Source organism: Aeromonas sp. PS2Canimalfood6, assembly GCF_048276795.1.
Classification (GTDB): Bacteria; Pseudomonadota; Gammaproteobacteria; order Enterobacterales; family Aeromonadaceae; genus Aeromonas; species Aeromonas caviae.
The window spans coordinates 1-318 of sequence record NZ_JBLUXC010000183.1 but is presented as its reverse complement, the minus strand read 5'-3'; the positions used below and the strand labels follow the sequence as shown (position 1 = coordinate 318).

At 46.9% G+C, this 318-nt stretch carries 1 protein-coding gene and 1 rRNA gene; both read right to left on the bottom strand.

Features of this window, described 5'->3' with window-relative positions; genetic code table 11:
• A 16S ribosomal RNA gene (locus ACNPAA_RS21170) occupies window positions 1–106 on the bottom strand; the annotation flags it as partial.
• Between the two features lie 15 nt (window positions 107–121).
• Window positions 122–318: hypothetical protein (locus ACNPAA_RS21165; protein ID WP_417892009.1), on the bottom strand; the 197-nt coding region annotated here is incomplete at its 5' end.

Genomic DNA, 318 nt, shown 5'->3' with positions numbered 1-318 from the left:
CGCTCGCCGGCAAAAGTAGCAAGCTACTTTCCCGCTGCCGCTCGACTTGCATGTGTTAGGCCTGCCGCCAGCGTTCAATCTGAGCCATGATCAAACTCTTCAATTTAAGTTTGGTTGCCTGTTAAGGCGGCTCAATGAATTGCTGAATTAACTGCTGCAACTTAAAAGTTGCTTTGGTCACTTCATCAGACATTGATATCAAAAATTGTTTTTGATGCTCGATGCTGTGAGTGCCCACACAGATTGCTTGATTCAAATTGTTAAAGAGCGACGCAGCTTTTGGCTGCTGCGGGAGTGGCATTCTACTCAACCGCCTTC